This window comes from Dactylosporangium maewongense, assembly GCF_039531485.1.
Classification (GTDB): Bacteria; Actinomycetota; Actinomycetes; order Mycobacteriales; family Micromonosporaceae; genus Dactylosporangium; species Dactylosporangium maewongense.
Window position 1 is genome coordinate 1 of record NZ_BAAAQD010000019.1, and the last position, 26,569, is coordinate 26,569.

Annotated in this window: 24 protein-coding genes; 7 read left to right on the forward strand and 17 right to left on the reverse strand. The window is 71.3% G+C overall.

Features of this window, described 5'->3' with window-relative positions:
- Positions 1 to 527 precede the first annotated feature (527 nt).
- From ccsB to hemL, 6 genes are read right to left on the reverse strand one after another with little or no spacing between them, the layout of a single operon-like run.
- Positions 528 to 1,556 carry a c-type cytochrome biogenesis protein CcsB gene (gene ccsB, locus ABD332_RS38650; protein ID WP_344508196.1) on the reverse strand — a complete coding sequence of 343 codons (1,029 nt, stop codon included), beginning with the start codon at positions 1,554 to 1,556 and terminating at the stop codon, positions 528 to 530.
- Positions 1,556 to 3,112: a cytochrome c biogenesis protein ResB gene (resB, locus tag ABD332_RS38655; protein WP_344508198.1), complete on the reverse strand. Its 1,557-nt coding sequence runs from the start codon at positions 3,110 to 3,112 to the stop codon at positions 1,556 to 1,558. The genes ccsB and resB overlap by 1 nt, the downstream gene beginning before the upstream one ends.
- A complete protein-coding gene (locus ABD332_RS38660) occupies positions 3,109 to 3,861 on the reverse strand; it encodes a cytochrome c biogenesis CcdA family protein (protein ID WP_344508200.1) in 753 nt (250 codons plus the stop codon). Before ABD332_RS38660 ends, resB begins: the two co-directional genes overlap by 4 nt.
- Complete coding sequence (locus tag ABD332_RS38665; protein WP_344508201.1) at positions 3,861 to 4,400, reverse strand: TlpA family protein disulfide reductase; 540 nt, start codon at positions 4,398 to 4,400, stop codon at positions 3,861 to 3,863. Before ABD332_RS38665 ends, ABD332_RS38660 begins: the two co-directional genes overlap by 1 nt.
- Positions 4,397 to 5,047 (reverse strand): histidine phosphatase family protein, encoded by a 651-nt coding sequence (locus ABD332_RS38670; RefSeq protein WP_344508203.1) that lies wholly within the window; start codon positions 5,045 to 5,047, stop codon positions 4,397 to 4,399. Before ABD332_RS38670 ends, ABD332_RS38665 begins: the two co-directional genes overlap by 4 nt.
- Positions 5,044 to 6,384 (reverse strand): glutamate-1-semialdehyde 2,1-aminomutase, encoded by a 1,341-nt coding sequence (gene hemL, locus ABD332_RS38675; protein ID WP_344508205.1) that lies wholly within the window; start codon positions 6,382 to 6,384, stop codon positions 5,044 to 5,046. The genes ABD332_RS38670 and hemL overlap by 4 nt, the downstream gene beginning before the upstream one ends.
- Positions 6,385 to 6,485: 101 nt before the next feature.
- On the opposite strand from hemL, the gene ABD332_RS38680 reads away from it, so the two are divergent.
- Positions 6,486 to 6,815 (forward strand): STAS domain-containing protein, encoded by a 330-nt coding sequence (locus ABD332_RS38680; protein WP_344508207.1) that lies wholly within the window; start codon positions 6,486 to 6,488, stop codon positions 6,813 to 6,815.
- Here ABD332_RS38680 and ABD332_RS38685 read toward each other — a convergent pair.
- Both ABD332_RS38685 and ABD332_RS38690 read right to left on the reverse strand, forming a co-directional pair.
- A complete protein-coding gene (locus tag ABD332_RS38685; protein WP_344508209.1) occupies positions 6,781 to 7,380 on the reverse strand; it encodes a response regulator in 600 nt (199 codons plus the stop codon). The genes ABD332_RS38680 and ABD332_RS38685 overlap by 35 nt on opposite strands.
- Positions 7,381 to 7,412: 32 nt before the next feature.
- Positions 7,413 to 11,780 (reverse strand): HAMP domain-containing protein, encoded by a 4,368-nt coding sequence (locus tag ABD332_RS38690; protein ID WP_344508211.1) that lies wholly within the window; start codon positions 11,778 to 11,780, stop codon positions 7,413 to 7,415.
- Positions 11,781 to 11,871: 91 nt separating this feature from the next.
- Between ABD332_RS38690 and ABD332_RS38695 the strand changes: the two genes are divergently transcribed.
- A complete protein-coding gene (locus ABD332_RS38695; protein WP_425552358.1) occupies positions 11,872 to 13,830 on the forward strand; it encodes a SpoIIE family protein phosphatase in 1,959 nt (652 codons plus the stop codon).
- Positions 13,831 to 13,927: 97 nt separating this feature from the next.
- Here ABD332_RS38695 and ABD332_RS38700 read toward each other — a convergent pair whose 3' ends face one another.
- From ABD332_RS38700 to ABD332_RS38735, 8 genes are all read right to left on the reverse strand, one after another.
- Positions 13,928 to 14,392, reverse strand: coding sequence for a PH domain-containing protein (locus ABD332_RS38700; RefSeq protein ID WP_344508215.1), 465 nt, complete (start codon positions 14,390 to 14,392; stop codon positions 13,928 to 13,930).
- Between the two features lie 14 nt (positions 14,393 to 14,406).
- Entirely contained in the window at positions 14,407 to 14,997 is a 591-nt protein-coding gene (locus ABD332_RS38705; RefSeq protein ID WP_344508217.1) for a hypothetical protein, read from the reverse strand.
- 9 nt (positions 14,998 to 15,006) lie between these two features.
- Complete coding sequence (locus ABD332_RS38710; RefSeq protein ID WP_344508219.1) at positions 15,007 to 16,209, reverse strand: ABC transporter permease; 1,203 nt, start codon at positions 16,207 to 16,209, stop codon at positions 15,007 to 15,009.
- A complete protein-coding gene (locus ABD332_RS38715) occupies positions 16,206 to 16,892 on the reverse strand; it encodes an ABC transporter ATP-binding protein (protein WP_344508221.1) in 687 nt (228 codons plus the stop codon). The genes ABD332_RS38710 and ABD332_RS38715 overlap by 4 nt, the downstream gene beginning before the upstream one ends.
- A gap of 14 nt (positions 16,893 to 16,906) precedes the next feature.
- Positions 16,907 to 18,091, reverse strand: a complete 1,185-nt coding sequence (locus tag ABD332_RS38720) for an efflux RND transporter periplasmic adaptor subunit (protein WP_344508223.1) — start codon at positions 18,089 to 18,091, stop codon at positions 16,907 to 16,909.
- 81 nt (positions 18,092 to 18,172) lie between these two features.
- Positions 18,173 to 19,783, reverse strand: coding sequence for a sensor histidine kinase (locus ABD332_RS38725; RefSeq protein ID WP_344508225.1), 1,611 nt, complete (start codon positions 19,781 to 19,783; stop codon positions 18,173 to 18,175).
- 9 nt (positions 19,784 to 19,792) lie between these two features.
- The gene (locus ABD332_RS38730) at positions 19,793 to 20,509 is read right to left on the reverse strand and encodes a response regulator transcription factor (RefSeq protein WP_344508227.1); all 717 of its coding nucleotides are present in this window, start codon (positions 20,507 to 20,509) and stop codon (positions 19,793 to 19,795) included.
- A gap of 11 nt (positions 20,510 to 20,520) precedes the next feature.
- Positions 20,521 to 21,579, reverse strand: coding sequence for an efflux RND transporter periplasmic adaptor subunit (locus ABD332_RS38735; protein WP_344508229.1), 1,059 nt, complete (start codon positions 21,577 to 21,579; stop codon positions 20,521 to 20,523).
- 133 nt (positions 21,580 to 21,712) lie between these two features.
- On the opposite strand from ABD332_RS38735, the gene ABD332_RS38740 reads away from it, so the two are divergent.
- From ABD332_RS38740 to ABD332_RS38760, 5 genes are all read left to right on the forward strand, one after another.
- The gene (locus ABD332_RS38740; protein WP_344508231.1) at positions 21,713 to 22,279 is read left to right on the forward strand and encodes a hypothetical protein; all 567 of its coding nucleotides are present in this window, start codon (positions 21,713 to 21,715) and stop codon (positions 22,277 to 22,279) included.
- Positions 22,280 to 22,437: 158 nt separating this feature from the next.
- Positions 22,438 to 22,929: a hypothetical protein gene (locus ABD332_RS38745; protein ID WP_344508233.1), complete on the forward strand. Its 492-nt coding sequence runs from the start codon at positions 22,438 to 22,440 to the stop codon at positions 22,927 to 22,929.
- Positions 22,930 to 23,066: 137 nt separating this feature from the next.
- The gene (locus ABD332_RS38750; RefSeq protein ID WP_344508235.1) at positions 23,067 to 23,750 is read left to right on the forward strand and encodes a response regulator transcription factor; all 684 of its coding nucleotides are present in this window, start codon (positions 23,067 to 23,069) and stop codon (positions 23,748 to 23,750) included.
- Positions 23,743 to 25,134 carry a HAMP domain-containing sensor histidine kinase gene (locus tag ABD332_RS38755; RefSeq protein WP_344508237.1) on the forward strand — a complete coding sequence of 464 codons (1,392 nt, stop codon included), beginning with the start codon at positions 23,743 to 23,745 and terminating at the stop codon, positions 25,132 to 25,134. The genes ABD332_RS38750 and ABD332_RS38755 overlap by 8 nt, the downstream gene beginning before the upstream one ends.
- Before the next feature lie 58 nt (positions 25,135 to 25,192).
- Positions 25,193 to 25,693 carry a hypothetical protein gene (locus ABD332_RS38760; RefSeq protein WP_344508239.1) on the forward strand — a complete coding sequence of 167 codons (501 nt, stop codon included), beginning with the start codon at positions 25,193 to 25,195 and terminating at the stop codon, positions 25,691 to 25,693.
- On the opposite strand, the gene ddaH is transcribed toward ABD332_RS38760, so the two are convergent.
- Positions 25,690 to 26,520 (reverse strand): dimethylargininase, encoded by an 831-nt coding sequence (ddaH, locus tag ABD332_RS38765; RefSeq protein WP_344508241.1) that lies wholly within the window; start codon positions 26,518 to 26,520, stop codon positions 25,690 to 25,692. The genes ABD332_RS38760 and ddaH overlap by 4 nt on opposite strands.
- Positions 26,521 to 26,569: the final 49 nt, after the last annotated feature.

Consider the following 26,569-nt stretch of genomic DNA (forward strand, 5'->3'; position numbering starts at 1 on the left):
GACTGACCGTCATCACCACCGAGGGAACCCAACCCGACACCGACACCACCCAACTCGCCGCCGCCTAACATCAACCACAACGGATCAGCGCTGACCGCCTCCTACACCACCAGCGCGGACGTGACCCCGACCCGCACCCGCGCTGCCGACACCCGACTGCCCAGCGGACGGGCCATCCCTCTGCGGCATCCACCAGACTGGCGCCCGTCAGCGTGATGATCCAAGGACCGGACCGGCCGTCATGACAGCCGGAACCATCCTTGGATCACGCCAGCGCGACGCCGACCGAACAGGACCAGACATCGGCCGGTGGCACCGCAGCGGAAACCCAGAGCCGGCCGACCCGCACCCGCGCTGCCGACACCCGACTGCCCAGCGGACGGGTCATCCCTCTGCGGCATCCACCGGACTGGCGCTCGTCAGCGTGGTGATCCAAGGACCGAACTGGTCGGCATGACCGCCAGAACTGGACTTCGATCAAGTGGCGGTGAGCAGGGTGGCGGTGTGAGGCGGTGGTGGGGTGAGGGTCAGACGCCGGCGTAGGAGTGGAGGCCGCTGGCGACGAGGTTGACGCCGAAGAGGTTGACGAGCATGGTCAGCCAGCCGACTACGGCGATCCAGGAGGTGACGCGGCGGCTGACGCTCGGGGTGGAGCGGGCGTGGAGGTAGCAGGCGTAGACGACCCAGGCGATGAAGGACCAGACCTCCTTGGGGTCCCAGTTCCAGTATCGGCCCCAGGCAGCCTCGGCCCAGATGGCGCCGGCGATGACGCCGAAGGTCCAGATGGGGAAGGCGAAGGCGTGGACGCGGAAGGTGACGCGTTCGAGGGTGTCGGCCTGGGGGATGCGCTCGCCGAGGCTGTACGGGAAGTTGCGCTTGCCCTGGTCGTGGCCGGTGCGGATCAGGTGCATGGCGGCGGCGACGAAGCCGACGAGGAAGATGCCCGAGGCGATCGAGGCGGCGCCGACGTGGATGACGAGCCAGTAGGACTGGAGCGCGGGGACCAGGGGGCCGACCGGGACGTACAGCGTCATGCCGGCGATCGCGAGCAGGAGGGACGCGACCAGGGTGACGAAGAGCCCCAGGTGCCGGAGGTTGCGCCACTTGAACAGCACGACCAGCCAGGCGGAGACGCCGACGAGGGTGGCGGTCATGACGAACTCGTACATGTTGCCCCAGGGGGCGCGGTCGGCGGCGATGCCGCGGGTGACCAGGGCGCCGACGTGGGCCAGGTAGCCGAGGACGGTGAGACCGACGGCCGCGACACCCGCCCACCGAAGACCCGAACCCGAAGAGTCCGGCTTATCCGAAAAATCGGAAATGTCCGCGGAGGAAGAGGAGGTAGAGGAAGACGAGGCGGAAGCGGAAAGCGCGGAAGAGGTGGAAGCCGCGGCGGCCACCGGGATGGCTTCGACCGCTGGGGCACCAGCAGTTATCAGCGCGCGCTGGCCGACGAGGCTGCGGGCGCCGAACGCGTATTCGACGGCGTACGCCAGCATGGCCAGGACGTAGCTGAAGATCGTGACGACCAGCAGCTGATTGGACAACCCACCCATCAAACGACCTCCTTGACGTCAGCGTCAGTCTGCGCCACCTGGTCCGGCACGGTGGCGGCAGGGGTCACCGCGGCAACGATGGACTCGAACTCCTCGGCGAAGCCCGGGTAGTCGCCGCGCGGCAGGCCGCCCGCGGACATGCCGGTCGGGGTGATGCGGAAGAACACGCGGCGGCGCTTGCCGGTGAGGGAGCCCAGCAGGCCGAGCAGCAGCGCGGCCGCGCCGCCCAGGACGATCGGCTGGCCGGGGTCGTGGCGGATCGAGATGCTGATCCACTGCTCGGTGCCGAGGAACTCGACCGTCGTGCCGTCCGGGAGGGTGCCCTTGTCGCCGGGCTTGAGCATGATCGGGTCGCCGAAGGGGCTGAGGCGCTTCGCGTCGATCTGGCGCTGGTCCAGCGTGTACACGGACAGGGGCGCGCCGGCGTCGAAGCCGAGGACGCCGCGGTACGCCTGCAGCATGAGACGCGGGTCGTTCTCGGCGGGGAAGGCCGACGACGCGACCGAGGGGTCGGACGGCAGGGTGGGCAGGTAGACGCCCGAGAAGCCGATCTGGGCCTTCTCGTCGCGGGTGCCGGTCGACGGGTTCAGGTTGACGTCCGGGAAGGTGGCGACGCCGTCGCTGGTGAGCATCCCGTCCTTGGGCAGGAAGGCGGCGACCTGCTCGTGCGTCTTGCCGTACTTGTCGGTGTAGCGCAGCCGGGGGGCGTATCCGTGGCCGAGCAGCGACACGTTGGCGCCCGAGAGGCGCAGCGGGTCGTTGACCTGCAGCACGTGCTTGGAGGAGCGGCCCCGCTCGGTGACGGTCACGTCGGCCTTGTAGGTGACGGGCTGGCCGTTGTCGAGGTACGTGGCGGCGAACTTGTCCATCCGCACGCAGAAGCGGGGCAGGTCACCCTCGCCGACCTGGGCGCCGAGGGCGTGCTCGTCGTAGTTGAGCAGGGTGTTGCAGAAGGCGAAGTCCTGCCCCTGGATGAGCAGCCGGTTGCCGTGCCAGCCGAACCACGACCCGTACGCGACGCCGATCAGCAGCGACAGCAGCGCGAAGTGGAAGACCAGGTTGCCGGTCTCCTTGAGGTACCCCTTCTCCGCGCTGATCTCGGTGACGTCACCCGAGACCCGCACGACGGTCCGGAAGCGCCGACGCCGCAGAACCCCCAGAACCGAAGAAACGGATGAAACGGGCAAGTCAGCAGCAGAGGCGGGTAGCCGGGAGAACCGCGCCGGGGCCGGCGGGGGCTTGCGCACCATCGCGGCGAAGTGGGACCGGAAGCGGGGCACCAGGCAGCCGACGAGCGACGTGAAGAGCAGCAGGTAGATCGCCGAGAACCACGGCGAGGCGTACACGTCGAAGAAGAAGAACCGGTCCAGCGTCGGGCCCCAGTCGGGGTTGTCCCGCAGGTACTGCCGGACCTGCTCGGGCGACACGTTGCGCTGCGGCAGGACCGAGCCGGGGATGGCGGCGACGGCGAGCAGGAACAGCAGCACCAGCGCGGTGCGCATCGAGGTCAGCTGGCGCCAGGCGCGCCGGCACACGGAGACGAGCCAGCGCGTCACAGCGGCACCAATCCGGGCCCGAAGTTGGCCGTTAGGGCGATCATGAGCGAGTGCCAGACGCCGGTGATGAGCGCGACGCCGACGAGGACGAGCAGGGCGCCGCCGATGCGGGTCACCCAGCGGCTGTTGCGGCGGATGAACTTGATGACGCCGATGAGCCGCTGGAAGCCCAGCCCGACCGCGATGAAGGGCAGGCCGATGCCGAGGCTGTACGCGATGGCGAGGGTCACCGCCCGCGCCTGCGAGCCGCTGGTGGAGCCGAGCGCGATCATCGCGGCGAGCGTCGGGCCGGTGCACGGCGCCCAGGACAGGGCGAAGACGACGCCGAAGACGGGGGCGCCGACGAGCCCGGCGGCCGGGAGCCGCTGGATCCGCCACTGCCGCTCCAGCCCCGGCACCAGGCCGATGAAGGCCAGACCGAGGACGATGACGATCACGCCCGCGACGATCTCGATCGTCCGGCGGTGGACCATGAGCTGCATGGCGGCGCTGGTCGCGAGGACGATGAGGGTGACGAAGACGGCCGTGAACCCGGCGATGAAGAGCGCGACCCCGGCGACGACCCGGCCCCGGCGCTGCCCGGAGTCGAGGTCGGCGCCCGCGAGGCCGGTGACGTAGGAGAGGTAGCCGGGCACGAGCGGCAGGATGCACGGCGACAGGAAGCTGGCCAGCCCGGCGAGGACGGCGACGGCGATCGCACCGACCAGCGGGCCGCTGGTGGTGAAGTCGAAGACGCCGGCGAGGAGCATCAGGCCTGCTCGGCGACCAGGTCGCGCACGATCGGCTCGAGCAGCTTCTGGTCGACCTGGGAGCGGATGACGGCGGCGACCCGGCCGCTGCGGTCGATGACCAGCGTGGCGGGGATCGTGTTGGGCGGCACGGCGAAGTTCAGCGGCAGCTCGCCGGGTGGGTCGAAGATGCTGCCGTATGTCGGCTTCACGTCGGCCAGGAAGGAGGCGGCGGGGTCGCGCTGGTCGCGGACGTTCACGCCGACGAAGACGACGCCGTCGCCCTTGGTCGCGTCGTACACCTTCTCCAACTCCGGCGCCTCGGTGCGGCACGGCGCGCAGTAGGACGCCCAGAAGTTGATCACGACGACCTCGCCCTTGTGCTGGGCGAGGTCGAACGAACCGGCGCGGTCCATGAAGTCGCCGCGCATCGCCGGCGCCGCCACCCGGTCGGAGACAGCGATCTTGCGGCTGCCGAGGGCGTTCTGCGGGGCGGCGCTGTCGCAGGCGGCCAGGAAGACGCAGGCGACGAGGATCCACAGGAGGCGAGCTCGCATCATGCGCCCTTCGCGTCGCGCGCGCCCGGCGACATGGCGACGAGGTGGGCGGCCGGTTCGCTGTACGCCACCCCGACGATCTTCGTGTCCTCGAAGTGGAAGCTGGTGTAGCTGGCGAGGTTGCACTCGCGCTTGCGGGGGTCGTGCCACAGCCGCTTGCGCTCGACGTGCCGGCGCAGCGTCCAGATCGGCAGCTGGTGCGACACGCACACGGCCTCGTGGCCCTCGGCGGCCTCCCTGGCGGCCATCAGCGCGGCGAACATGCGCGAGGCGATCGCCGTGTACGGCTCGCCCCACGACGGGGTCACCGGGTCGCGCAGCACCCACCAGTTGCGGGGGTCACGGAGCGCGCCGTCGCCGGCGCCGACCCGCTTGCCCTCGAAGAAGTTGCCGCTCTCGATGAGCCGCTCGTCGACGGCGATCGGCAGCCCGAACTGGTCGGCGATCGGCGACGCGGTCTGCTGGGCGCGCTCCAGCGGGCTCGCCACCACGTGGGTGATGTCCTTCTCGGCGACGGCCTGGGCGGCGGCCTTGGCCATCTGCACGCCGAGCTCCGACAGCCGGTAGCCGGGAAGGCGGCCGTAGAGGATCTTCTCCGGGTTGTGCACCTCACCGTGCCGCAGCACGTGCACGATCGTCTTGGTCGTCATGAGAGGCCCGCCGAGGCGGCCGCGGCGGCGCGGGCGGCGTGCGGGAGGGCGGCCGAGATGACGTCCAGGGCCTCGGCGCCGATCGCGGTGGAGACGAACCACGACTCGTAGGCGCTGGGCGGCAGGTAGACACCCCGGGACAGCATGGTGTGGAAGAACGCCTTGAACGCCGCCACGTCCTGCGTGCGTGCGTCGTCGTAGTTCCGCACCGGCTGCGCCGTGAAGAAGATCGAGAACATGCTGCCGGCGGTGGCGAGTGTGTGCGGTACACCCGCCGCGGCCAACGCATCGGAGGACAGCTTGCCGATCGTGGCCGCCGTCGCGTCGAGCTGCGCATAGACCTCGGGGGTCGCCAGTCGCAGGGTCGCGAGGCCGGCCGCGCAGGCGAGCGGATTGCCCGACAGTGTGCCGGCCTGGTAGACCGGGCCGGCCGGGGCGAGGTGCGCCATGATCGAGGCGCGACCGCCGAACGCGGCGGCCGGCAGCCCGCCGCCCATGACCTTGCCGAAGGTCCACAGGTCGGCGTCGACGGGCTCGAGGCCGACCCAGCCGGCCCGGCTGACCCGGAAGCCGGTCATGACCTCGTCGAGGATGAGCAGCGCGCCGTGGCGGTGGGCGAGCTCGGCGAGCTTGCCGTTGAACCCGTCGTGCGGCGCGACGACGCCCATGTTGCCGCAGGCCGCCTCGGTGATCACGGCCGCGATCCGGTCGCCCTCGGCGGCGAAGACCGCTTCGACGGCGGCGATGTCGTTGTACGGCAGGACGATGGTGTCCCCCGCCGCCGCACCGGTGACGCCGGGCGAGTCGGGCAGCGCGAGGGTCGCGACCCCGGACCCGGCGGCGGCGAGCAGTGCGTCGACGTGGCCGTGGTAGCAGCCGGCGAACTTGACCACCTTGGGCCGGCCGGTGAAGCCGCGGGCGAGCCGGAGCGCGCTCATCGTGGCCTCGGTGCCGGAGTTGACCAGGCGGACCTGCTCGACCAGGGTGCGCGCGACGATCTCCTCGCCGAGCGCCACCTCGCCCGGTGTCGGGGTGCCGAAGCTGGTGCCGTGCGCGGCCGCGGCGGTGATCGCACCGATCACCTCGGGATGCGCGTGGCCGAGGATCAGCGGCCCCCACGAGCAGACCAGGTCGACATAGCGTCGCCCGTCGGCGTCGGTGAGCCAGCAGCCCTCGCCACTGACCATGAACCGGGGGGTGCCACCGACCGCGCGGAACGCCCGGACAGGTGAATTCACCCCACCCGGCACGATGGCCTGAGCGCGGTCGAACAGTGCCTGCGAAGCCGGAGCGTCACCCGCGTAGGGGCCGAGGCCGGCGGAGTCAATAGCTGTCACAGCCTGCCCATTCTGACAGCCTGCCCGAGGCGACGCCGACCGCCCCCGGGCGGCCTGTGCCCGACGCCACTGCGGGCGCTGATCCACGTTAGGCTGTGCGGGTGGATCGACCGGAGCTTTCCGTCACAGTGCGGCGCGCGCCGACCGAGACCGTGGTATCGCTCGCGGGCGAGATCGACATGTCCACGGTCCAGCGGCTGGCGACAACCGTCGATGAGATCCTCGGCGGCGACGCCCCGCAGCGGGTCGTCCTCGACATGAGCGGCGTGACGTTCTGCGACTCGCAGGGCCTCGGCACGCTCGTCGTCCTCAGCCGCAAGGCGACCATGGCACAGAGCTACCTGGTGCTGACCAACGTCGGCGCGTTCCTGATCCGCGTCCTGGACATCACGGGCCTCAGGGGCGCACTGATGATCCAGGAGCCTGCCTGAAGGCTCTGGTCAGCGCCTCCATCGCCTTCTCCACCTGCGAGCGCCCGACCTCGCCGCCGGCGGCCAGCCCGGCCTTCAGCAGCGCGGTGGCCTCGTCGACGGCGACCCCGGCGGCCCGCAGCTCGCCGTCCCGGGCCTTGACCAGCTCGGACTGCACCGCGAGCTGTGAGGTCTTCGTCCACAGCTCGACGAACACGGACACCTTCGCCCGGAGCACCCATGGGTCGAAGGGCTTCGTGAGGTAGTCGACGGCGCCGGCAGCGTATCCGCGAAGCGCCAGGTGCGAGTCACGGTCGGCCGCGGTGAGGAAGATGATCGGCACGTGCCGGGTCCGCTCGCGGCGCTTGATGTGCCGGGCGGTCTCGAAGCCGTCCATCGTCGGCATCTGCGCGTCCAGCAGGATCAGGGCGAAGTCGTCCACCAGCAGGTGCTTGAGGGCCTCCTCGCCGCTCTCGGCGGCGACGCCCTGGACCGGCAACCCCTGCAGGATCGCCTCCAGGGCGAGGAGATTGTCCCGCCGGTCGTCGACGAGCAGCACCTTCGCCGGCCGGTCCGGTCCAGTCAAAGACGCGCCCCTTTCTTCCGTTTCGGAGCAACCTACACCGCGCGACCCTCCCCGTTTACCCAAGCGGCCATGACGTCAAGCAGCTCGTCAAGATCGACCGGCTTGGTGATGTAGTCGCTCGCCCCGGCGGCCAGGGACGACTCGCGGTCGCCGGGCATCGCCTTGGCGGTCAGGAACACCACCGGGAGCTTCGCGAAGCGCCGGTTGCGCCGGATCGCCCGGGTCGTCTCGTTGCCGTCCTGGTCGGGCATCATCGCGTCCATCAGCACGATGTCCACGCCCGGGTGCTCCGACAGCACGCGCACGCCGTCGGCGCCGTTGTCGGCGTACAGGACGGTCATGCCGTGCAGCTCGAGAGCGCTGGTGAGGGCGAAGACGTTGCGGACGTCGTCGTCGACGATGAGCACGGTCGCGCCGTCGAGCTGATGCGCCGCCGCGGTCGGGCGCCGCTCCGGGGTCGGCAGCGCCCGCAGCATCGCCGGGCCGGGCGGCAGGCTGCGCACCGGCGCCAGGGGCTGCGCCGGCACGGTGTGCACGGTCTGGGTGACCTCGGTCGCGATGACGTCCGGCAGGTACAGGGTGAAGACGGCGCCCCGGCCGACCTCCGAGGTGACCCCGATCGCACCGCCGAGCAGCCGGGCCAGCTCGCGGCTGATCGACAGGCCGAGGCCGGTGCCGCCGTACTTGCGGCTGGTGGTGCCGTCCGCCTGCTGGAACGCCTCGAAGATCAGCGCGACCTTGTCGTTGGAGATGCCGATCCCGGTGTCGGCGACCGCGAACGCGATCACCCGGCGCGCGCCGGCGAGCGTCGGCGACGAGAACTGCAGGTCGGGCGTGGCGACGCTGATCGACAGCGTGACCGCGCCCTTCTCGGTGAACTTCACCGCGTTGGAGATCAGGTTGCGCAGGATCTGCTGGAGGCGCTGCGGGTCGGTGACGATCGCGGGCGGCAGCTCCTCGGTCGTGCCGACCGTGAAGTCGAGGCCCTTGTCCTCCGCCTGCGGGGCGAACGCCTGCTCCACGTACGAGCGGATCTCGTCGAAGGAGACCTCACCGGGCTCCACGTCCATGCGGCCCGCCTCGATCTTCGACAGGTCGAGGATGTCGTCGATGAGGGCAAGGAGGTCGGAGCCCGCGTTGTGGATCGTCGCGGCGAACTCGATCTGCTTCGCGGTGAGGTTGGCGTCCGGGTTGTCGGCGAGCAGCCGCGACAGCAGCAGCATCGAGTTGAGCGGGGTGCGCAGCTCGTGGCTCATGTTGGCGAGGAACTCCGACTTGTACTGCGACGCCTGCGCCAGCTGCTGCGCCTTCTCCTCCAGGCCGAGGCGGGCCATCTCGATCTCGCGGTTCTGCTTCTCGATGTTGCCCTTCTGCTCCGACAGCAGCGTCGCCTTCTCCTCCAGCTCGGCGTTGGTGCGCTGGAGCTCCGCGGACTGGTCCTGCAGCTCCAGCGCGAGGCGCTGCGACTGGGACAGCAGCTCCTCGGTCCGCCGGTTGGCGAGGATCGTCTTGAGCGCGACGCCGATGGTGACCACGAGCCGGTCGAGGAACGCCAGGTGCAGCTCGGAGAACGAGGCGACGCCGGCGAACTCGATGACGCCGAGCGGCTCGCCCTCGAACAGCACCGGCAGGACGACGAGGTCCGCGGGCGGGGTCGCGGCGACCCCGGAGCGGACCTGGAGCCGGCCGTCCTGGGGTGCGCTGACCCGGATCGCGCGGCGCGACAGCGACGCCTGCCCGATCAGGCCCTCGCCGGGTGCGAAGCTGACCTCGGCGCCGGGCGCCATGTAGCCGTAGGACGCCTCCAGGCGCAGTCGCAGGCCGGACCCGGCGTCGGCGCCGGCCAGGAAGAACGCGCCGATCTGCGCGTCGACCAGCGGCGTCACCTCGGCCATGATCATGCGGCAGACCTCGCCGAGGTCGCGTTGGCCCTGCAGGAGGCCGCCGACGCGGGCCAGGTTGGAGTCGAGCCAGCCCTGCTCGGCGTTCTTCTTCGTCGTCTCGCGCAGCGTGACGATCATCTGGTTGATGTTGTCCTTGAGCTCGGCGACCTCGCCGAGCGCCTCGACCGCGATCCGCTGGGTCAGGTCGCCGCGGGTCACGGCGGTGGACACCTGCGAGATCGCCCGCAGCTGGGTGGTCAGCGTCGAGGCGAGCTGGTTGACGTTCTCCGTCAGGTCGCGCCAGGTGCCGGAGACGCCGCGCACCTGGGCCTGGCCGCCGAGCTTGCCCTCGGAGCCGACCTCGCGGGCAACACGGGTGACCTCGTCGGCGAACGACGACAGCTGGTCGACCATCGTGTTGACCGTCGACTTCAGCTCCAGGATCTCGCCGTGCGCGTCGACGGTGATCTTCTGGGACAGGTCGCCGCGGGCGACGGCGGTGGTGACCTGGGCGATGTTGCGGACCTGGGACGTCAGGTTGGACGCCATCGAGTTGACGTTGTCGGTGAGGTCGCGCCAGGTGCCGGAGACGCCCTTCACCTGCGCCTGACCGCCGAGCTTGCCTTCCGTGCCGACCTCGCGGGCCACACGCGTGACCTCGTCGGCGAACGACGACAGCTGGTCCACCATCGTGTTGACGGTCGACTTGAGGGCGAGGATCTCGCCCTGGGCGTCGACGGTGATCTTCTGCGACAGGTCACCGCGGGCGACGGCGGTGGCGACCTGGGCGATGTTGCGGACCTGGGCGGTGAGGTTGGACGCCATGAAGTTGACGTTGTCGGTCAGGTCGCGCCACGTGCCGGCGACGCCGCGCACCTGGGCCTGGCCGCCGAGCTTGCCCTCCGTGCCGACCTCGCGGGCAACACGGGTGACCTCGTCGGCGAACGACGACAGCTGATCCACCATCGTGTTGACCGTCGACTTCAGCTCCAGAATCTCGCCCCGGGCGTCAACGGTGATCTTCTGCGACAGGTCACCACGGGCCACCGCCGTCGCGACCTGCGCGATGTTACGGACCTGGGACGTCAGGTTGGACGCCATGAAGTTCACGTTGTCCGTCAGGTCCCGCCACGTGCCGGCGACGCCCGTCACCTGCGCCTGACCGCCCAGCTTGCCCTCCGTGCCGACCTCGCGGGCAACACGGGTGACCTCGTCGGCGAACGACGACAGCTGATCCACCATCGTGTTGACCGTCGACTTCAGCTCCAGAATCTCGCCCCGGGCGTCGACCGTGATCTTCTGCGACAGGTCACCACGGGCCACCGCCGTCGCGACCTGCGCGATGTTACGGACCTGGGACGTCAGGTTGGACGCCATGAAGTTCACGTTGTCCGTCAGGTCCCGCCACGTGCCGGCGACGCCCGTCACCTGCGCCTGACCGCCCAGCTTGCCCTCCGTGCCGACCTCGCGGGCAACACGCGTGACCTCGTCGGCGAACGACGACAGCTGATCCACCATCGTGTTGACGGTGTCCTTGAGCTCGAGGATCTCGCCCTGCGCAACGACGGTGATCTTCTGCGACAGGTCACCCCGGGCCACGGCGGTGGCGACCTGGGCGATGTTGCGGACCTGGCCGGTGAGGCTGGACGCCATCGAGTTGACGTTGTCGGTGAGGTCCTTCCAGGTGCCTGCCACACCCGGCACGTCCGCCTGGCCGCCGAGCTTGCCCTCGGTGCCGACCTCGCGGGCCACGCGGGTCACCTGCTCGGCGAAGATCCGCAGCGTGTCGACGAGCGAGTTGATCGTCTCGGCGAGCTCGGCGACCTCGCCCTTGGCCGTCACCGTGATCTTCTGCGACAGGTCGCCGCGGGCGAGCGCGGTCGCCGCGGTGGAGATCGACCGGACCTGGCCGGTGAGGTTCGCGGCCATCGAGTTGACCGAGTCGGTGAGGTCGCGCCAGGTGCCGGCGACCCCGGTCACCTGCGCCTGGCCGCCCAGCTTGCCCTCGGTGCCGACCTCGCGGGCCACACGCGTGACCTCATCGGCGAACGACGACAGCTGGTCGACCATCGTGTTGACCGTGCGGCCGATGGTGAGGAACTCGCCACGCAGCGGTCGGCCGTCGATCTCCAGCGCGAGCTGCTGCGAGAGGTCGCCCTCGGCGACGGCGACGATGACCCGGGCGATCTCCGTGGTGGGCCGCCCCAGGTCGTCGATCAGCGAGTTGACCGCGTGGATGCGGTCCAGCCACGCCCCCTCGAAGCCCTCCTCGTCGAGGCGCTCGGTCATGCGGCCCTCGCGGCCGACGACCCGGCTGATCCGCATGACCTCGCGGGTGTGCCGCAGCTTGAGCTCGGCGAGCCGGTTGAAGCGCTCGACGACCTCGCCGGGCAGGCCGTCGCGGCGGCTCAGCCGGTACTTCAGGTCGCCCGACGCCAACCGGTCCAGCCCGGTGGACAGCTCCTCGAGCAGCAGCGTCTCGGGACTCTTCTGGGTGACTTCTTCGACTGTGGTCATGACGTCTCCACCGGTCTCGGGGGCAGGCGGTGTCCACCCATCGTCGTCTCCAGGTTGGATTGTTACCACCGTTCGGTAGAGACTGCGAGGTGTGAACGCCCCGACCGTCCGGAGGATCCGACTCCCGGCCGACCATAGCTCTCCTGGGCTGGCCCGCGAAGCGATCCGGACGATCGTGCACGAACGGGATCTGGGCGGCATTCTCGACGAGGCGCTGCTGCTGGTGACGGAGCTGACGACCAACAGCGTCGTGCACGCCGGCACCGAGGTCGACGTGGAGATCACCGCCGCCGACAATTCGCTGACGGTCACCGTGCTGGACTTCAAGCCCGGCACGGTCGTGCCCAACATCCCGGCGCCCGGCACCGACCTGGACGAGCGCGGCCGCGGCCTGCTGCTCGTCGACCAGCTGGCGTCCTCCTGGGGCACCCTGCACTTCGGCGGCGGCAAGGGCGTCTGGTTCCGGCTGGACAAGAAGCCCGGCACCGTCGGCAGCGACAGGACACCACCCAGCTTCGAGATCCCCGTCGCGCCCGCACCGGAGGCGCTCAGCGCGCTCGGCTGGTCGGGCACCGGCACGTCGCTGACCGAGGTCTCGGAGGAGCTGCTCCAGCGGCTCGTCGGCGTGATCGGCGGGACCGGCGCGGCGCTGACCCTGGACGAGGGCGACGGCCCGCACACGGTCGCCGCCGTCGGCCGGCTCACCGGGACCGTCGACAGCGGCCTGCGGGTGCCGCTTCGGGTCACCAAGCCCTGGCGGGCGGAGCTTCTCGTGGCCGGCGGTGGTGGCAACCCGTACGCGCGGCCGCTGACGTCGCTCGCCGCGGACCGGCTGATGCTGCTGATCGAGAACCACCGGCTGCGCCGCACCGACTCGGAGCGGCGCACCTGGCTGACGTTCCTCGCCGACGCCAGCGAGCTGCTCGCCCAGTCCCTCGACGTGGAGCTGACCCTCGCCCTCATCCCGCGGCTGGTGGTGCCGCGACTGGGCACCTGGTGCGCGATCCACGCCGCCGACGCCGGCGGTGAGCTGCGGCTCGCCGCGGCCGCGCACGCCGACGAGTCGATGCTCACCGGGCTGCTCGACTCGCTCACGCACGCGGCCCCGCAGCTGAAGGAGGCGATGGGCACCGACGCGGTGGTGCCGCTCGGCCCGCCGCTGGAGGGGTATGTCCTCGCGCTGATCGCCCGCGGGCAGCACCTGGGCACACTGACGGTCGGCGGTGGCGGCGACACGTGGCAGCGCAGCGAGGAGGTCGCCGTCGTCGAGGACGTGGCCCGCCGCGCCGCGCTCGCGATCGACAACGCCAACATCCACGCCGAGCGGCGCAGCATCGCCCAGACCCTGCAGCGCTCGCTGCTGCCGCCGCAGCTGCCGAAGGCCGAGGGCGTGGAGTTCGGCGCCGAATACGTGCCGACCGGCGAAGGGGTCGACGTCGGCGGCGACTTCTACGACGTAGTGCCGCTCTCCGGCCGCCGCTGGCTGGTGGTCGTCGGCGACGTGTCGGGCAAGGGTGTCCAGGCGGCGACGGTCACCGGTCTGGTGCGGGACGTCACCCGCGTGCTGGTCCGCGACGGCCGGCCGATGCCCGAGACGCTGAAGCGGATCAACGAGACGCTGCTCGAGCGGGGCGCCGGCCGCTTCTGCACACTGTGCCTGGCGGAGATCCTGCGCCGCCCCGACGGCACCCTGGACGTGGCGCTGCACCTCGCCGGGCACGACCAGCCGGTGCTGCTGCGCTCCGACGGCAGCACGGAGCTCGCCGGCCGGTGCGGCACCGCCCTCGGCCTGCTCGACACGATCAACACCCCGCGCACCCAGATCACGCTGCAGCCCGGCGACACGCTGATCTTCTACACCGACGGCGTCACCGAGCGCCGCCGCGGCGCGGAGCTCTTCGGCGTCGACCGGCTGCGCAAGGAGGCGGCGCTGCTGGCCGGCTTCCCCGCCGACGTGGTCGTCGCCCGCCTGCGCGCGACGACGCTGGGCTTCTCCGCGGAGGCGCCCCGCGACGACATCGCCATCTTCGCCGTCCGCAACGACAGCTAGCACCCAGCGACAGCTGTCCGCAACGGCAGCTGGAAGCCAACGACAGCCAGAAGCCAACGACAGCCAGAAGCCAGCGACGGCTGGAAGCCGACGGCAGCTAGAAGCCGCGGAGCCGGAGCAGCTCCTCATAGACGTCGGCCGGGTGCGCGTTGAGGTCGTACCGGCTGAGCAGGAACAGCTGCTCGCCCGCGTCGATCTCCAGGAGCTCGCTGCGCATGCCGCCACGGGACCGGGCGTCGACGCGCATCCGCTCGACCTGCACCCACTCGACCCGGCGGCGGCCCGCGTAGCCGCTGACGACGGTGACTCCGTCCGGGTCCGCGGCGAGACGGACCGGCGCGACGAAGTCCCGCAGCGCATAAACGCCGAGGATGGCCGCGGCGACCACCGCGGCGGTGAGCATCCGGCGGTCGCCCGCGGCGAACACGCCGGCGACCAGGAGGCCGATCGCCGCACAGGCCTTCAGCGCGGCGAAGCCGGTCGACACCCGCCACCGTAAGGCGGTCGCCTGCGGCTGCGGCTGCGGCTGCGAGGGGTCGAAGGTTCCGCTGCGGAGGTCCATGCCCCCAGCATGCGCTACTTCGTCTTGGTGATCGAGGTGGCGGTGACGGTCCCGTCGGCGTTCTGGCCGACGATCGTCACGCTGGAGCCGGCGGTGAGGTCCTTCAGCGCGCCCGGCATCGAGACGGTGGTCGTGCCGCTGGTCTTCACGATCAGCGTCTGGCCGTCGGCGGTCTCCACGTAGACGGTGGTGCCGTCGACGAGCTTGACGGTGCCGGTGATGCCACCCCGCGTGCCCGTCTGCCCGGTGCCGGTGCCGCCCTGCGCGCCGCCGGGGAAGCCACCCCGCCCGGCGAACTGGCTCGCCAGCGCCGCCGGGTTGGCGCCGCCGCCCGGGGCCGAAGCCGCCGGGGCGGTGCCATAGGACTTCTGCACCTGCGCGCCGCCGACGAAGCCGGCGACCAGCAGCGCCAGCCCCGCCAGGACGTACGTGGCGCGGTTGGCGAGCCGGCGCGGCGCCGCCTTGCTGATCCGCTCGCTCAGGTCGTCGTCGAGCGGCTGCGCGAGCAGGTCGTCCGGTTCCGGCTCCGGTTCTTCGAGGAGCACGACCGGCTCGAGGACCTCGGTGTCCGCGTTGTCGGAAGGCCGGCGAAAGGCGTGACTCACAGGAATCTCCTACTCATAGCGCAGCGCTTCGATGGGGCGCAGGCCGGCGGCGCGGCTGGCCGGGTAGCTGCCGAAGAACAGCCCGATCGCGACCGAGAACCCCAGCGCCAGGAAGACCGAGCTGGGCACGATCACGGGCTTGATACTGACGATCGTGAACCGGCTGCCGATCACCGCCGCGGCCACGCCCAGGAGCCCGCCGATCAGGCTCAGCACGGTCGCCTCGACCAGGAACTGGGTAAGGATCGTGCGCTTCGGCGCGCCGAGCGCCTTGCGGATGCCGATCTCGCGGGTCCGCTCGGTGACGGTGACCATCATGATGTTGGTGATGCCGATCCCGCCGACCAGCAGGCTGATCCCGGCGACCGCGCCGAGCAGCAGCGTGAAGGTCTCCGCGGTGTTCGCGCGGGTCTCCAGCAGCTGCGAGGCGTTCTGGATGCGGTACGCGCTGGTGCTCGACCCGGTGATGTTCAGCTTGGCGTTGAGGATCGCCGTGACCTCGCCCTGCGCGTCGCTGACGTCCTCCGGCGCGGTCGCCTGCACCAGCAGCTGGTTCAGCGACCCGTAGCCGGTCAGCGACTCCTGCACCGCGGTGACCGGGGCGATCGCGACGTCGTTGGGGTCGGTGAAGCCGGTGCCGCCCTTGTCGGCGAGCACCCCGACGACGGTGAAGAGCTTGCCGGACACGGTGATCTGCTTCGACAGCGGGTCGACGGCGCCGAACAGCTCCTCCGCGACGGTCTTGCCGATGAGCACGACCTTGCGGGAGTCCTTGACGTCCTCGTCGGTGAAGAGGGCACCCTTGTCGACCTTGAAGTTCGAGGCCGCGACATAGCCCGGGTAGGTGCCGACGAACTGCGCGATCGTGTGGTCAGTGCCCTCGTACGTTGCCGACTGCGAGCCGGTGACGACCGGCGACACGCTGCGCACGTGCGGCGCCTCGTCCTTGTCGGAGAGCGCGGGCACCAGGTCCATGGTGAGCGCGGTGCTCGTGGTCGCCGCCGCACCTCGCGCGCCACCGCCACCGCCGGCCGTGACGGTCAGCGTGTTCGTCCCCAGTGACTCGATCTGCTTCTGTACGGCCTGGGCCGAGCCGTTGCCGACCGCGACGAGCAGGATGACCGCCGCGACGCCGATGAGGATGCCGAGCACGGTGAGGCCGGACCGCAGCTTGTTGGCGGTGATCGCCCGCAGGGCGAAGACGATGTTCATTTCAGCCGCTCATCCTGGACGATGTGTCCGTCGACGAGCCGGATCAGTCGCTTCGCCCGCTCGGCGACGTCCGGCTCGTGGGTGATCAGCACGATCGTCCGGCCCGACGCGCTGAGCCGGTCGAAGACGGCCAGGACGTCGCTGGTGGACTGCGTGTCGAGGTTGCCGGTCGGCTCGTCCGCGAGCACCAGCGCCGGCGCGGTGACCAGGGCCCGCGCGACGGCGACCCGCTGCTGCTGGCCGCCGGAGAGCTGGTTGGGCTCGTGGCCGGCGCGGTCGGCGAGCCCGACCATCGCCAGGGCCAGGTTGGCCCGGCGGCGGCGCTCCGCGGACCTCACCCCCGCGTAGGCGAGGGGCAGCTCGACGTTGGCGAGGGCGGTGGTCCGCGCGATCAGGTTGAACGCCTGGAACACGAACCCGATCCGCCGGTTCCGCACGAGCGCGAGCTGCCGGTCGTTGAGGCGGCTCACGTCGACGCCGTCGAGCAGGTACTTGCCGGTCGTCGGGATGTCGAGGCAGCCGAGGATGTTCATCAGCGTCGACTTGCCGGAGCCCGACGAGCCCATGATCGCGACGTAGTCGCCGCGCTCGACGGTCAGCGACACCCCGCGCAGGGCCTGGACCTCGGTCTCGCCCTGCCCGTAGATCTTCTTGACCTTCTGGACGTCCAGAACTGGATGCATGTCGCCGGGTCCCATCAGTTGCCCTGGCGGCCGCCGCCGCCACCGGTGAAGCCACCGCCGCCGGTGAAGCCGCCACCGCCACCGGGGAAGTTGCCGCCGCCGGGGAACTGGTTGGTGTTGGTGCCGGTCGTCGAGCCGGTCGTCGTCGTGGTGATCACGACCTGCTCGCCGGCCGTGAGCCCCGACTTGATCTCGACGAACGAGCCGCCGCTGATGCCGACCTCGACCGTGCGGGTCTCCACCTGGCCGTTGACCTGCACCTGGACGGTGCGCTGGCCGCCGGCCGTGCGCAGCGCCTGGGTCGGGATGCGCACCACGTTCTGCGCCTCGGCGATCGTCACGACCGCCGTGGTGCTCTGTCCGAGCCGCACCCCTTCCGGCAGCGTGTCCAGGCCGATGACCACCGCGTAGGAGTTGACGTTGTTGGTGGTCGTCGCCGTCGGCGAGATCGTGCTGACCTTGCCGGTGGCGCGGGTGCCGCTGAGCGCGCTCCAGCTGATCTCCGCGGTCTGGCCGGGCTTGAGCTTCGTCGCGTCGGCCTCCGCGAAGCCGGCGTTGATCTGCAGCTTCGTCAGGTCGGCGAGCTGGATGAAGCCGCTCGAGCTGCTGCTGGAGGAGGTCGCGCCGCCGGTACCGCCGCCGCCGGACGAACCAGAAGATGACCCGGAAGACGACGAGGCCGATCCGACGGCGCCGTTCACGGCGGTGACCGTGCCGGCGATCGGGGCGGTCAAGACCGTGCCGTTGACGGTCGTCTGCGCCGACGTGACGCTGGCCTGCGCGGTCGCGACCTGCGCCTCCGTGGAGGCGATGGTGGCGTCGTCGGCGTTGTTGTTCTCCGCCCGGGTGAGCGCCGCCTTCGCCGCGGTCAGGTTGGCCTTCGCGGTGTTCAGCGACGCGTTGGCGGCCGTCGGGTCGATCTTCGCCAGGACCTGCCCCTTGGTGACCACGTCGCCGACCTTCACGTCCACCTCGGTGACCGTGCCCGAGCTGGTGAAGTTGGCGTTGGCGGTCGCGGAGCTGGCGACCGAGCCCGACGCCGACACCGTCTGCGACACCGTGCCCTGGGAGGCCGCGACGACCCTGGTCCGCGTGGTGGTCTGCGACGCCTGGGCGGCCGCCGGGCCGGAGACGATCTGATAGGCCCAGAGCCCGCCGCCGACCGTGGCGACCGCGAGCGCGGCGTTGATCAGACCCACGGAGTTCGGACGAGGCCGGCGTAGAGACGGCAGCGACAAACGCATGAGGGGAATCGTGGTGGGTGCCGCTCGGAGCGACCCTCAGTCCACCTCGGAGTTACCTCGGAATTCGGTTGCCCCGGTTTCTCCGGATTCGTCGTCGTCAGGGCCGTCGGGCTCGTCCTCGAAGTCCGGCTCGTCCATCGCCGGCAGCAGCACCCGGAACCGCGTACCGACGCCCGGTGCCGTCCACAGCTCGACCCGCCCGCCGTGCGCCTGCACGATCGCCGCGACGATGGCGAGGCCCAGCCCGGCGCCGCCGTGCCGGCGGGAGCGGGAGCCCTCCGCGCGGTACAGGCGCTCGAACACCCTGGTGGCGTCCTCCGGCTTCATGCCCGGCCCCGTGTCGCTGACCTCGATCGCGGCGAGCGGCACCCCTTCGGGCAGCGGCGCACCGATCGACGCGGTCGGCGGCGGGGTGTCGCCGGTCGCCCGCCCGACCCGCACGACGACGCGGGTGTCCTCCGGCGTGTGCTGCAGCGCGTTGCTGACCAGGTTGGCGACGACCTGCCGGATGCGCGCCTCGTCGCCCTCCACGGTGACCGGCTCGAACGTCACCGACCGCTCGTCGAGCGCCGACAGCTGCACGAACCGGGTCGGCACCCGCACGTGCGCGTCGCGCACCGAGTCGGCGGCGACGGCGAGCAGGTCCACCGGGTGCCGTTGCAGGGCCCGCTCCTCGTCCATCCTGGCCAGGGTCAGCAGGTCGTTGACGAGCAGCCGCATCCTGCTGACCTCGGCCTCGATGCACGCCATCGCCTCGTCCAGCGCGGGTCCGGGCGGGGCACCACCGCGCCGGTACAGCTCGGCGAAACCCTGCACGGAGGTCAGCGGCGTGCGCAGCTCGTGTGCGGCGTCGGCGAGGAACTGGCGCAGCCGGCGCTCCGAGTCGGCGCTGTCCTCGACGGCCTCCTCGATGCGGGTGAGCATCGTGTTCAACGCGATGCCGAGCCGCCCCGACTCCGTGTGCGGGTCGGCGTCGACGATCCGGCTGGACAGGTTGCCGTCCGCGATCTCGACCGCGGTCTCCTCCATGCGGGTCAGCGGGCTCAGCCCGACCCGCACCAGCGACGCCGTCGCGAACCCGGCGAAGCCGAGCACGATCAGGCTCACCAGCAGCGAGTACTGCAGCATCCGGTCCCGCGTGTCCTGGATCTCGACGAGGGAGACCGCGTTGGCGCCGTATCCGTTGGCCCCGGCCGCGGTGCCCGTCGGCACCGGCAGCGCGAACACGATCACCCGCCAGTCCTCGCCGGCCGGGCTGGTGACCGTGAACGGCTTCGGGTCCTCGGCCCGCTGCCGGACGTCACCGAAGAGCGCCGGGTCCAGCACGACCGTCGGCGGCTCCTTGAGCTTGCCCGTGCTGTCGAAGCGGTAGATCTGGTACAGCGGTCCGGGGAAGAACTCGCCGCTGTACCGGTCGCGCCGCCCGCCCGTCACCGAGGCGCTGGGGCTCGGGTTCGGGTTGCGGCCGACGAACGCGGGCGGGTGCGCCGAGTGCTCCAGCTGGTCGTCGATGCGCTGCATCAGGTACCAGTTGAGCAGCCCGACACCGATCGCGTTGGCGGCGATGAGGGCGACCCCGGCGAGGGCCACCACGGAGACGACGATCCTCGCGCGGACCGTCCACTGGCGCCAGGGCCTGAGTCTCACCGCTGCGGCCTACTTCTGGGGCAGGCGCAGCGCGTAGCCGACCCCGCGGACGGTGTGGATCAGCGGCGGATCCCACTTGTCGACCTTGCGGCGCAGGTAGTAGACGTACGACTCGACGATGCGCCCGTCGCCGCCGAAGTCGTAGTTCCACACGCGGTCCAGGATCTGCGCCTTGCTGACCACCCGGCCGGCGTTGGTCAGCAGGTACCGCAGCAGGTTGAACTCGGTCGGGGAGAGGTCGACCCGGTGCCCGCCGCGGCGGACCTCGTGCGCGTCCTCGTCCATCTCCAGGTCCGCGTAGCGCAGCACCCCGCCGTCGACGAGCTGCTGCTGATCGCCCAGGCTGCGGCGCAGGATCGCGCGGATCCGCAGCACGACCTCCTCCAGGCTGAACGGCTTCGCGACGTAGTCGTCGGCGCCGACCGTCAGCCCCGAGATGCGGTCCTCCACGGAGTCCCGCGCCGTCAGGAACAGGACCGGCACCGGCCGCTGACTGCCGCGCAGCCGCTGCGCGACCTCGAACCCGTCCAGGTCGGGCATCATCACGTCGAGCACGACCAGGTCGGGCGCGAACTCGGCGGCGGCCGCGAGGGCCTCCCGCCCGCCGCCGGCGACCTTCACGTCGAAGCCGGTGAGCCGCAGCGTCGCGGACAGCAGGGCACGGATGCTCGCCTCGTCGTCCACGACGAGGACCTTCGGCTGTGGCGTGTTCGCCTGTACGGTCATCGGCTCCATCGTCACCGACCCGCCGTCAGGATCTCGTCGCCTTCGGCAAGTCCGCTCGTGATCTCGGTGTTGACGTCGCCGCGCAGCCCCGTCGCGACCTTGCGCTCCTCGTCGCGGCCGTTGACCCTGACCACGACCACGCCGCCGCGCACGGCCGTGGAGGGCACCGACAGCACGCCGTCCACGGACGCGGTGACCACTGCGACAGTAGCGCTCTGCCCGTAGAGCAGCGTGTCGGGCACCTTGTCGAACGCGATCAGCGCCGCGTAGCGCACCAGCCGGTTCGACACCGTGCCGGCCGGGTCGATCTGGATGACCTTGCCGTCGTACTTCGCGCTCGCGTTGTCCGGCAGCGTGATCCGGGCGACCTGCCCGACCTTGAGGTGGGCCACCTCCGCCTCGGTGAACTGCGCCTTCACCACGACATCGCCGGTGCCGGCGAGCGTGATCACGCTCGAGCCGGCGGCGGACCCGACGGTGCCGTTCACGGCGAGGATCTTGCCCGCGAGCGGCGCGGTGATCACCGTCCCGGCCAGCTTGGCGTTGGCCTGGGTGAGGGTGAGCTTCGCGTTGTTGAGCCGCTGCTGCGCGTTGAGCAGGTTGTCGCTGGCGTTCTGGACACTGTTCTGGTTGCCGGTGCCGGGGTTCTGTCCGCCGCCGGGCGCGCGGCTGGCGCTCGGGCTGACGCTGGGCGTGCTGGTGGCGCTCGCCTGGGCGGTCTCCGCGCGGTCCAGGGCGTCCTCGGCGCTGTCGACGCTCTCCTCGGCGGCGTCCACCGACTCCTGCGCGGCGGTCGCGTCGATCCTGGCCAGCACCATGCCGGCGGCGACGACGTCGCCGGGCTTGACGTTGAGCTCCGTCAGCATGCCGCTGCTGGTGAACCCGAGCGTGCGGCTCTGCTGCGCCTGCACCGTCCCCGACGCGGAGACCGTCGTCGAGACCGACCCGCGGGTCACCTTCGTCGTGCTCACCTTCGCCGGCGCGACCTTCTCGTCGCCGGTCAGCAGGACCCCCACGACGACCGCGACCGCGAGCACGGCAGCCCCTCCGGCCAGCCACCAGACCTTCATGCCTGCTAGTTGACCGGTCCCGGCTCCCGGTCAGCTCGACCGGACCTCAAAGTTCCCTGGGAAGGCGCTCTCACCGAATTTTGAGGTCCAGCCCACGGTGCGTCGAGGTTCGCGCCGTTGCATGTCGGGAGTGATGACCAAGCGGATCGGTGGGGCCGCCCTCGCGCTCGCCGCGGTGGCGTTCTTCGCCACAGCCTGCGGATCTTCGGACAGCGCGGCGCCGGCCACGGCGGCGTCCGGCACCGACTACGCGTCGTGCCTGCGCGACAACGGCGTCAACCTGCCGCAGATGAACGGCTCGGGACGCCCCACCGCCCGTCCTGACGGCAACGCGTCGGGCCGACCGACCGCGTTCCCGTCGGGGCAGCCGCGCCCGTCCGGCAGCGGTGGGTTCCGCGGCGGTGGCGGTGGCTTCTTCGGTACGGCCGCGCCGAACGGCGTGGACCAGCAGACCTGGGAGAAGGCGCAGAAGGCCTGCGAGTCGCTGCGCCCGACCGCGTTCCCGAGCGGCGGGTTCGGCAACGGCGGAGGCGGCGGCAACGGTGGCGGCCGGGATGCGGCGTACCGCAACTGCCTGACCGAGCACGGCGTCACCGTCAGCGGCCCGGTCGACCAGCTCGACACCGCCGACGCGAAGGTGGCGGCCGCCGTCACCGCCTGCGCTCCCCTCAAGCCCAGCCCTCGCCCGTCCGCTTCGTAGCCCTCCCCCGGAAGTCGGACAGGCGGTGCGCCGGTCTTGCGGGCGCGGCGGTGGAGAAAGGGACATCGTGGGAGTGTCCTGACACTACGCCCGCAAGATCGGCGCGTTTCCGGAGCCGCGACGCGTGTCGCTGAGCGCGAACCGTCGTTGGCTTCGATATGGAGACGCTGGACACCTTCACGTGCACGTTCCTGCCGGCCACCGCACTGGCGAGGCTGTCCGCCGCGACCATCCGCCGCCACGTGCAGGTGCTGCGCGGCTGCGCCGGGGACCGTGACGCCGTCGCCGTCGTCGCCCGCTGCACGTCGCGCGCCTCCCGCAACAGCGTGCTGATGCTGACCCGCAGCCGCCTCGTGATCACCACCGAGTCGCCGCTGCTGCGCCGGGTCTCCCTGCACCTCAACACCGACCTGCACTCGCTCGCCGATGTCACCTGGACCCCCGAGCCGACCCGCTCCGGCATCCAGCTCGGCGTGACCGCCATCGACGGCGTCCGCGAGAACGTCTGGGTCCGCCTGCCGAACAAGGTCGAGATGTGGCGCCTCGACGAGGCCCTCAAGCAGGCGTTCCGCACCCCGTGGGGCGTGGTCGCCGCCGCCGCGACGCCCCGGGTCCCCGCCCTGGCCAAGGCGGTCCTCCGCTTCGCGTGAGCGATCGGCCCACCCTTCGCGGCAGGCGCTGGCTTCCTCGCGAAGAGTGAGCCGATCGATGTTCTTGTATCCGACCGACTCGATGCCCAAACCTCGCCCGAACATCGGGCGGGATGCGGGCGCGGCAGAATGGGCCCGTGGATCAGGGCAAGGGGCTGGTGCTGGTCGTCGAGGACGAGCGGCCGATCGCCGACCTGCTGCGCATGTATCTGGCGCGCGAGGGCTTCGGGGTGCACGTCGAGCACGACGGCACGGCGGGCCTGGCCGCGGCGCGGAAGCTGCGGCCTGTCGCGTGCGTGCTGGACATCGCGCTGCCGGGGATGGACGGCACGGAGATCTGCCGTCGGCTGCGGGAGGCCGGTGACTGGACGCCGGTGCTGTTCCTGACCGCGCGGGACGACGAGGTCGACCGGATCCTCGGCCTGGAGCTGGGCGGCGACGACTACGTGACCAAGCCGTTCAGCCCGCGGGAGCTGGTCTCGCGGGTGAAGGCGGTGCTGCGCCGCACGCAGGGGCCGCCCGACGTCGAGCAGGTCCGCACCGTCGGACCCGTCACGCTCGACCCCGCGCGACGGGAGTGCCTGGTCGACGGCGCGCCGGTGGTGCTGACGTCGACGGAGTTCGCGCTGCTGGCGCACCTGATGAACCGGCCGGGGCGGGTGTTCACGCGGGAGGAGCTGCTCGGCTCGGTGTGGGGGTACGCCGCGCATTCCGGCACCCGGACGGTCGACGTGCACGTGGCGCAGGTGCGCGGGAAGCTCGGCGCCGCGGCGGGGGTGCTCAGGACGGTGCGGGGCGTCGGGTACACCGCCGATGCTTAGGGCCGGGTTCCGGTCCATCGCCGGACGCAGCGCGCTGGTCACGTGCCTGGTTGCAGTCATCTCGGTGCTGGTGACGGCGCTCGTCGGGGCGCCGCTGGCGATCCAGGAGGCCAACAAGGCGGCCCGGGTCCGGCTGGCCGACGACGCGACGCTGACCGCCGAGCTGCTGCGCCCCCGGTTCAACACGCCCAGGAGCACGGACGAGCAGGTGATCGTCGAGCGGCTGCGGACCCGCGGGATCCAGGTCTACCTGATCCGGGCGGGGCAGCCGGACCGCGCGGGGCTGCCCGACGGGGTGGTCAAGACGGTCGGGGCCGGGCGGCCGGTCCCGGTCCGGCGGGCGGTGGTGGACCAGCAGGTCCAGCTCGTGGTGGGCCGGCCGATCGGCAACGCGGGCAACGGGATCGTGCTGACCGAGCGGATGCCGTCGCGCCAGGCGACCATCACGCGGCTGTGGGGGCAGCTGTGGATGGCGCTGCTGGCCGGGTTGGCGGCCGGACTGCTGGCGGGCGTGCTGCTGGCCAGGAGGATCGCGCGGCCCATCCGCACCGTGGCGGACGCGGCCAACCGGCTCACCGCCGGGGACCGGTCGGTCACGCTGGACGCGGACGGGCCGGCGGAGGTGGCGGACCTGGCGCACGCGGTGAACGCGCTGACCGCGGCCCTCGCCACGAGCGAGGGGCGCGAGCGGGACTTCCTGCTGTCGGTGTCGCACGAGCTGCGCACGCCACTGACGACGATCCGCGGCTACGCGGAGGCGCTCGCGGACGGGGTGGTGGGTCCGGACGGGGCGCAGCGGGCCGGGCAGACGGTGCTCGACGAGGCGGAGCGGCTCGACCGGCTGATCGCCGACCTGCTGGTGCTGGCCCGGCTGGAGGCCGCGGACCTGCCGGTCGAGGTGGTCGACGTGGATCTGACCCAGCTGGTGGCGGCGACCGCCGAGGCGTGGGGCGGGCGGCTCACGGCGGCGGGGCTGCTGCTGCGCACGGAGCTGCCGCCGATGCCGGTGCCGGTGCGCACCGACCCGGGACGGATCCGCCAGATCGTCGACGGCCTGCTGGAGAACGCGCTGCGGGTCGTGCCGTCCGAGCAGGCGACAGGGGTGCCGGTGGTGCTGGCGCTGGTGTGGGGGCCGGCGGAGGCGTCGATCGAGATCCGTGACGGCGGGCCCGGGTTCACCGACGACGACCTGGCGGTGGCCTTCGAGCGGGGTGCGTTGTCGCGGCGGTACCAGGGCGCGCGCAAGGTCGGCAGCGGGCTGGGGCTGGCGCTCGCCGCGCGGATGGCCCGCCGGCTCGGCGGCAGGATCGAGGCCGGTCACGCGCCCGAGGGCGGGGCGAGATTCACGGTGACGGTGCCGTTTGGGCCGGGTGAGAGGAGGTAGTGCACCCGTCGGCTCAAATTCGGCGGAGCTCGGAGCAGCTCGGACAGGAGGTACCCAGATGCGACGCACACGCATAGGCCTGTTGCTCAGTGCCGTGATCCTGGTGATCGTCGGCTCCCTGCCGGGGGTCGCACTGGCGGATCCGACACCCGGCGAGACCGGTCAGGGTGGCCAGCACGAGAACTGGCTCAAGAACGTGCTGCACGGTGAGGGCATCGTGCAGACGAAGAAGGGCCCGATACGGGTCGCGATGCAGAACGGCACCGCGACGGCGGCGACGGAAACGTCCGTGACGGTCCGGTCGACCGACGGCTACACCAAGACGTGGACCCTGGCCCAGAACGCCAAGATCTACAACGACCACATGAGCGTGCAGCCCGGTGCACTGCAGGCGGGCTCCATGGTGGTGGTCGGCGGCCCGATCACGGTCAGCGGCGGCGGCGGGAGCCCGGCGGCGTCCCCCACCACGACCTACACGGCGCAGATCGTGCTGATCCAGTCCACGGCCGGGACCGGGACCGGGACCGAAACCCCAGCGCCGGCTCCGGCGACCTCTTAAGGCCGAAGTTCGGCGATGCAGCACTTCACGGAGCCGCCGCCCTTCTTGAGCTCGGTCAGCTCCACCGGTACAGGCGCGTAACCCGCCTGGCGGAGTTTTGCCGCGAGGGCGGTGGCTTCACTGTTGAGCACCACGTTGCGCCCGTCGGAGACGAGGTTGAGCCCGAACGACAGGGCGTCCTCCTCGTCGGCGACGACGGCGTCCGGGAAGAGCTGCGCGAGCACCCGCTGGGACGCGGCCGAGAACGCGCCCGGGTAGTAGACGACGGTGCGGTCGTCCAGCGACGCCAGCGCGACGTCGAGGTGGTAGAAGCGCGGGTCGACGAGGCGCAGTGAGATCACCGGCCGGCCGAGCGCCTCCTGCGCCTCCGAGTGCGCCGAGGTCTCGGTCCGGAAGCCGTGACCGGCCAGGATCACGCCGCCGCCGAGCGCGTCGGGCAGGTAGGCGAAGTCGCCCTCGCCCTCGTTGGTCTCGGCCGGCGCGACGAACTTCCAGCCGTGGTTGTCGTAGAACCGCCGGTGCGCGGCGGCCTCGGCGATGCGCTGCGGGTACTTGAAGCGCGCCCCGTAGACGACGCCGTCGACGCTGAACGCCCCGTTGGCCGCGTAGACCATGTCCGGCAGGCCGATCTCCGGGGGCAGCACGTGCACCTGGTGGCCGAGCCGCACCAGGGTCTCCCGCAGGCCCTCCCACTGCTTCAGGGCGAGCTCGGTGTCGACCGGCGTGGACACGTCCATCCACGGGTTGATCGCGTACTCCACCACGAAGTGCTCGGGTGGCGACATCAGGTAGGTGCGCTCGCGTGGCTGCCGCTCGACGTGGGTCACGAGATCAAACGGTAGATTTGCGGGGTTGCACAAAACAGCGGTATTGCTT